The following is a 419-nucleotide window of genomic DNA, read 5'->3' as shown; positions in this document are numbered from 1 at the left end:
GTCCGGCGTGGCGCCTCAATTGTTGCGCCAGCTGCGCAACGAAATCCGCCACGAACAGATCGCCGAGCTCTTCGTTCAGCGGCGTCAGCGCCGAGAGCAGCGTGTCGCGCAAGCCAGCGTCGCTGACCACGGCGTCGCGGACGAAAGGCAGCGGCTCGCCGCCGAGGCAATCGAGCAGCAGGGACGGCTCCAGGTAAAGGATCCTGTAGCGCAGCCCATCCTCGGTGCCGGCGCCGCCATCGTGCAATTCGTCTGGATGCAGCACGATCACCTGGCCGGGCAGGCTGTGTTGCAGCGCGCCGCGATAATGGAAGCGCTGCACGCCGTTGAGCGTCACGCCGATGGCGTAGGTGTCGTGCCGGTGCAGGTCGAAGGCGTTGCCATGGAAATGCGCTTCGATGCGCTCCAGGCCAAGGCCG

Annotated in this window: 1 protein-coding gene; it reads right to left on the bottom strand. The window is 66.6% G+C overall.

Annotated elements, in window-relative coordinates:
- A partial coding sequence (locus EN852_RS35475; RefSeq protein ID WP_246694500.1) for an AraC family ligand binding domain-containing protein occupies positions 1-409 on the bottom strand: 409 nt, incomplete at its 3' end.
- Positions 410-419 lie beyond the last annotated feature (10 nt).

The organism is Mesorhizobium sp. M2E.F.Ca.ET.209.01.1.1 (genome assembly GCF_004010375.2).
GTDB lineage: Bacteria > Pseudomonadota > Alphaproteobacteria > Rhizobiales > Rhizobiaceae > Mesorhizobium.
This window is presented reverse-complemented; position numbering and strand designations above follow the sequence as displayed.